Here is a 6,588-nt window from a genome sequence, read left to right as displayed (position 1 = left end):
GTAGAAATGGTAATGCCTGGTGATAACGTTGAGATGGCTGTAGAGCTAATCCACCCAATCGCTATGGACAACGGTCTTCGCTTTGCGATTCGTGAAGGCGGACGTACTGTTGGTGCTGGTGTTGTTGCCAACGTTACTAACTAATTTGTATTCTAAGTTAGTGCTAAAAAAGAGTCATCGTTTGATGGCTCTTTTTTTATGTGTTAAATTTTTCATTAAATAATGGCTTGGGTTTGTAACTATGAATACGCTCCAACAAATTGCTGATATCGAATCCCATTACTTTCAAGATGCTTGGGACGAAGTAGCCATCGAAGGATTGCTCAAATCAGCTTATAATGGTTTATTGCTTGAAACAACAGATGAGCAAGTGATGGGTTATTGCCTGTACTCAAGTGTCTTTGAAACTGCTGAAATTCTGCGAATTGCTACCCACCCAAATTTTACCCAACAAGGCATTGCTCAACGATTGCTAGATAGTTTATTGGTGACATTGGTAAATAGGCAAGCGGAAACCTTAATGCTTGAGGTGCGTTCCGATAATACCCCTGCGATTGCGTTTTATCATAAAAATGGTTTTAAGCTGATTAATACTCGAAAGGGCTATTATAAAAATGCCAATGGTAGTGCGACCGATGCGATGATTATGCAAAAAATCTTGTAATCTTTTAATATAAGGCGTAATCATCCATTTTGCCAACGAGTGCCATAATGTTGTTTGATAGCGTGTTGTAGATAGGGTGATATCTGTTGGGCGGTAACTTTATCGTCAAAATGATGCCACTGGCGGTCAATTAATAGCTCAATGGGGTGAAAATTGGCTTTATACTGCATTTTATCGCTGTCTGGAATCCAAAAGCCAAGATATACATAATCAAGATGATGCTGTTTAACATAGTCGATTTGAGCCAAAATTCCCAATGTGCCGAGGCTTAGCTGAGGCAATGACGGTTCAAAAAACGTATAAACAGCGGAAATGCCATCGTCCAAACGGTCACACACCGCCACCATGATAAGGGTGTCGGCTTGCCAAAATTCCATCACAAAGGTATCAGTAAATGAAAATTGTAAAAAACGCTGAAAGCTGGCTAGGCTTGGCGGATACATATCGCCATCACTATGACGCTCACAAATATAGCGAGCATAAAGGTTAAAATGCTGTTCGTTTAGTTCTGATAATTCAGTAAGGATGATGTCAATGTTGTTGAGTTTCTGCCAAAGTTTGCGTTGGGTGCGATTCGGCTGAAAGTCAGCAACAGGTAAGCGAGTGGCAATACAGCGTTGGCAATGATGGCAGATGGGGCGGTAGAGGTGTTGACCGCTACGGCGAAAACCTTGGCGAGTGAATTGCGAAAATTGGGCAGTTGGTAGGCTGTTGGGTTCGGTAAGTTCGATAAATTCGAGGCGTGAGGCTCGGTCAGGCAGATAATTGCACTGGTGAAGTGGGGTGATTTGGCTGTTTAGTGTGGGCATAGTTGGAGGTGATTGCATTTACATTTTGCCCTTGCCTAAATCAAAAGGATTATTTTGGCTTAATAACTCACTTACTTTGATATGTTTATCAGATAACTTTGACCAATCATAACTGGGTAAATCAATTTGTATTGCCAGTTGTGCCAAAAACTGCTCTCTTGGCAACGTCACCGCCCCAAGGCTTATCAAGTGTTCATTAGGTAACTGACAATCCACCCATGCAAAATCAGAGGCTTGGCAAAGTTTCATCAAGCCAAAAAACGCCACTTTGGACGCATCCGTGACACGATGAAACATACTTTCGCCAAAAAATGCTTGTCCCAATTTTAACCCATATAGCCCACCAATCAGCGTTTCACCATCCCACACTTCTACACTATGGGCAATGCCTTGATGGTGCAACTGGGTGTAAGCCTCAATCATGTCTTCACCAATCCAAGTGCCATCAGCATAGGCTCGCACTTCAGCACAGGCATGAATCACTTGGGCAAAGTCGGTATTAATGCGTAGCGTCCAGTCGCTATTTTTGATACGCCGTGACAGTGATTTACTGGGCTGAAAATCTTGCGGATAGATGATACAGCGTGGGTCGGGGCAGTACCATGCGATAGGGTTGCCCTCACTAAACCACGGAAAAATCCCATGCCGATACGCCTCAATCAGTGTATCACACGCAAGGTCTGCCCCAATGCCAATTAACCCCTCACCATTGGGGTCAATTTGGGCGATTTGGTGAGGGGTAGGGAAGTCATAGCGACAGTTGGGCGGTAGAGGCATAGATATAGTGCTTTAAAATAGAAACAAGATAAGTTTTTGTAGGGGCGTATTGCATACGCCCTTTGACCATTGTCTTATTTCTAATTGAATTGAGCAAGTGATTAGTTAGATTTAGGCGGTTGGGGTATTCATCGCCAACGCATCAAGATACTTTTCTGCATCCAACGCCGCCATACAGCCTGTGCCTGCTGAGGTGATGGCTTGACGATACACATGGTCTGCCACATCACCACAAGCGAATACACCGTCAACACTGGTCGCTGTCGCATTGCCATTTAAGCCACTGTTTACCACGATATAGCCATTGTTCATGGTCAGTTGACCGTCAAAAATCTCGGTATTGGGTTTATGACCAATGGCGATAAATAGCCCTGTTGCATCCAGTTGCTTGGTGGTTTGGTCATTGACATTTTCGAGGATAACGCCTGTCACACCTGAGCTGTCACCGACTACTTCTTTAAGTTGGTAGTTCCATTCAATGCTGACATTGCCATTTTTTTGTTTTTCAAATAGTTGGTCTTGAAGGATTTTTTCGGATTTTAGCTTATCACGGCGATGCACGAGCGTGACGTGTTTGGCGATATTCGATAAATATAAGGCTTCTTCAACTGCCGTATTGCCCCCACCGATGACAATGACATCTTGGTTTTTATAAAAGAACCCATCGCAAGTGGCACAGGCAGACACGCCTTGTCCCATGAATTTTTGTTCGCTTTCTAAGCCCAAATATTGAGCCGATGCCCCTGTCGCTATGATGAGTGCATCACAAGTATAAGTGGCGTTGCCACCGACTAGGGTAAAGGGTTTTTGGCTTAAATTGACTTCGTTAATGTGGTCATATACCAACTGCGTGCCAAAACGCTCAGCATGAGCCTGCATACGTACCATCAACTCGGGCCCTGTCAAGCCGTGGGCATCGCCAATCCAGTTATCCACTTCGGTGGTAGTGGTGAGCTGTCCGCCCAGTTGCATCCCTGTGATGATGACAGGTTTGAGGTTGGCACGAGCCGAGTATACAGCGGCGGCATAGCCTGCAGGGCCTGAGCCTAAAATGATTAGATTGTGGTGAATGGTATCGCCCATGGTCGTTCCTTATCTTGTGATTTCATATGGAAATAATATTGGTTTTTGTAGGGATGTAATGCTTACGCCCTTTGATAACAGGGTTATGTCTAACGAAATGAAGTCAATCAGTGATGGCTAATTGGTATGGTTATTAAGATAGGGTTTTATGCCAAAAATAGCAAGGGCTATTGGTGAATTGATAAATCGGATTGGAAAAAACAATCATTCGACAAAAACCGCCTAAAAGCTAAGTGAAATCATCCGAATGGGCAAAAAACCTACCCACGATTAGCCAAAGTTTTGCTATGATAATCGTTTTATAAACACCCCATAAAATTTGCATAAAAATTAAGGTAGGTTCACTTGTCGTTCTATTTTCGCCGTAGTATTTTGACACTACTTTGGCTGATTGTGGCTTTGTTGTTATTAATGTCATTGATGAGCTATTCTGCCAATGACCCCAGTTGGTCGCATGTCAGTAGTCTTAACCAACCTGTCAGTAATTTGGTGGGCGAGGGCGGTGCATGGCTGTCGGATATGTTGTATACCTTTCTTGGGGTGTCAAGCTGGTGGCTGATTGTGATTACCTGTTATGAGGCGTGGCGAGTGTGGTATCCCAAAACCGAACCGATGGGGGTATTTCGCACGTTAGGCTATGTGTTTTTGCTGATTGGTAGTGCAGGGCTGACAGGCTTGCTGACATTTAGCTGGTTGCATCAAGGTATTATTGGGCAAGTGGTGGCTTCAGGATTGGCAGGTCTATTAAGTCATTGGATAGCCTTGCTATTTTTATTGGTATTTAGCCTTATTACCTTGGTGTTTAGTTTTAATTTGGATGTTAAGCATTTTTGGCAAACTTATATTGCTAAATCTGCAAATCAATCAGCCGAACAAGCCACTGATACGCTTGCCGATGATGGTTTGGCAAATGATAAAAAAACAGGCAAAAAATCCACTGATAGCCTTCAACTGCCGTTGCCATTGCCTGCCCATGATGAGGTTTTAGCATCAAATCATACGGTTGATATGGGCTATGACAGCCCACTGGATGACTTTTTGGATGAAACAGGCTTTAGTGATGCCAAAGAATATGCTTGGATGGATAGTGATGACGGTTCAAATCCGTTTAGACCCATCAGTTCGGCACACCTTGCCAATACCAAATTGACCAAAAAGATTGATGCCAAATTACAAAATGAGGTCATCACAAACAAAACTGACCCTTTTAAACGCACCGAGCCTGTTAAACCTACCACAATGCCACAACATACCACCGATGACAGTGAAGAAATGGTGATTGTGTCTAGCCCTGTGCTATTGCCAGACCATTGGGACAACCAAGCAAATACACCCACACCACCACCGCCACCAGTTGAAGAACCTATCTCCGTGGCTAAGTTGTTGGGGATGCAGACTTATTATCCTGTACCGAATTTAGCAGAGCAGGAGGTATACCCTCAAGCGGATTATCAAAAAACACATAGCGATACAGTGGATATTTATCAAGATAATGATGGTGGGGCGGCTGATGACTCAGAACCGATGGCATTCATGGCGAAACCTGTCGCTGATGTGATTGTTGAACCTACAGTTCAGCCAGTGATTTCAGCCCCTCAGCCAGTGGCTCAAGCTCAAAAAATTGACACCGCCAAACGCCCTAGCGTTGACCATCGCTCAGTAGAAATTGGCATTATTCCTGCCGAAGCTCCGCTAGACATTCATAATGACGCATTATTTGCCAGTAAATCTCGTGCCATGCAAACCGCACAATATCGAGCAAGCCTTAGTCCGTTGCCTGAATTAAGTTTGCTGGAATTGCCAGACCCCAATCAACAGCCTAGCTATAGCCGTGAACAACTGCAACAGCTATCTGAATTACTCGAAATTAAACTACAAGAATTCAACATCAAAGCCAATGTCGTCAATGCCCAACTAGGGCCTGTGGTCACACGCTTTGAGGTGGAGCTTGCTCCGGGGGTCAAAGCCAGTAAAGTCACAGGTATTTCCAAGGATTTGGCTCGTTCATTGTCAATGGCATCAGTGCGTGTGGTCGAGGTCATACCGGGAAAGCCGTATATTGGTATCGAAGTGCCAAACCCCAACCGCCAAATGGTACGGCTGATTGAATTATTAAAAACCGAAGCCTTTGCCGACCCCAATGGGCTACTGAGCATGGCGATGGGTAAAGATATTTCTGGCAAGCCTGTGATTGCGGATTTGGCAAAAGCCCCTCATATGCTCGTTGCAGGGACGACTGGCTCTGGTAAATCGGTGTTAGTCAACTCATTGTTATTGTCGCTATTGCTCAAATACACCCCAGAGCAATTACGCTTGATTTTGATTGACCCCAAACAGCTTGAACTTGCCAATTATAATGACATTCCGCATTTATTGACCCCAGTCGTCACCGACATGACCGAGGCTGCCAGTGCCTTGTCGTGGTGTGTGGCAGAAATGGAACGCCGTTATCAACTGATGTCGTTGTTTAAAGTGCGAAAACTGGACGAATACAATAAAAAAGTCATCGCCTCAGAACAACAAGGTCATCCATTGCTCGACCCACTATGGCGGATGCACGACAGCGTCAGCCAAGACAAACCACCCAAACTCAAGCCATTACCACAAATCGTCATTGTGGCGGACGAATTTGCCGATATGATTATGCAGGTGGGCAAACAAGCCGAAGAATTGATTACTCGCCTTGCCCAAAAATCTCGTGCCGCAGGGATTCACTTGATTTTGGCGACCCAACGCCCTTCAGTCGATGTCATCACAGGGCTTATCAAAGCCAATATCCCTGTGCGTGCCGCCTTGCGTGTCAACTCAAAGGTCGACTCTCGTACCATCTTGGATGCAGGTGGTGCAGAGGATATGCTTGGGCATGGGGATATGCTGTTTTTAGCCCCTAGCCAAAATGAGCCAACTCGTGTTCATGGGGCGTTTATCAGTGATGCTGAGGTCAATAGCATTTGTGATGCGTGGCGTGAGCGTGGTTCGCCTGACTATATTGATAATATGTTTGATAATTTTGAACTGACTTCACCGAGTGGTTCGGACTCTGGGGGTATTGGGACAGGCGATGAAGATGCCTTATATGATGATGTGGTGGCGTTTGTGCTGGAAACTCGCAAGGTATCTGCCTCTAGTATTCAACGTAAGTTTAGTATTGGTTATAACCGTGCTGCGAGAATTGTTGATGCGATGGAGGCGGGGGGCTTGGTCAGTGGGATGGGTAAAAGTGGTAAACGTGAGTTGTTGGTTTAAGACAAGGAT

4 protein-coding genes and 2 pseudogenes are annotated in these 6,588 nt (G+C 44.8%); 3 read left to right on the top strand and 3 right to left on the bottom strand.

Annotated elements, in window-relative coordinates:
* Together tuf and rimI are read left to right on the top strand one after the other, a co-directional pair.
* Window positions 1-144: pseudogene (gene tuf, locus ACK1U4_RS07945) on the top strand (elongation factor Tu); the annotation flags it as partial.
* A 97-nt stretch (window positions 145-241) separates the two neighbouring features.
* Window positions 242-664, top strand: a complete 423-nt coding sequence (gene rimI / locus ACK1U4_RS07940) for a ribosomal protein S18-alanine N-acetyltransferase (RefSeq protein WP_419400690.1) — start codon at window positions 242-244, stop codon at window positions 662-664.
* Window positions 665-684: 20 nt separating this feature from the next.
* Here the strand turns inward: rimI and ACK1U4_RS07935 are convergent, their stop codons facing one another.
* The 3 genes from ACK1U4_RS07935 to trxB form a co-directional block, all read right to left on the bottom strand.
* A complete protein-coding gene (locus ACK1U4_RS07935; protein WP_419400689.1) occupies window positions 685-1,491 on the bottom strand; it encodes an arginyltransferase in 807 nt (268 codons plus the stop codon).
* Window positions 1,492-2,250 carry a leucyl/phenylalanyl-tRNA--protein transferase gene (aat, locus tag ACK1U4_RS07930; RefSeq protein ID WP_419400688.1) on the bottom strand — a complete coding sequence of 253 codons (759 nt, stop codon included), beginning with the start codon at window positions 2,248-2,250 and terminating at the stop codon, window positions 1,492-1,494.
* Between the two features lie 111 nt (window positions 2,251-2,361).
* Entirely contained in the window at window positions 2,362-3,333 is a 972-nt protein-coding gene (gene trxB, locus ACK1U4_RS07925; RefSeq protein ID WP_419400687.1) for a thioredoxin-disulfide reductase, read from the bottom strand.
* Between the two features lie 345 nt (window positions 3,334-3,678).
* Here trxB and ACK1U4_RS07920 point away from each other — a divergent pair.
* Window positions 3,679-6,579, top strand: a pseudogene (locus ACK1U4_RS07920) (DNA translocase FtsK); the annotation flags it as partial.
* Window positions 6,580-6,588 lie beyond the last annotated feature (9 nt).

The organism is Moraxella sp. TY6 (assembly GCF_048551375.1).
In the GTDB taxonomy this organism is placed as follows: domain Bacteria; phylum Pseudomonadota; class Gammaproteobacteria; order Pseudomonadales; family Moraxellaceae; genus Faucicola.
This window is presented reverse-complemented; position numbering and strand designations above follow the sequence as displayed.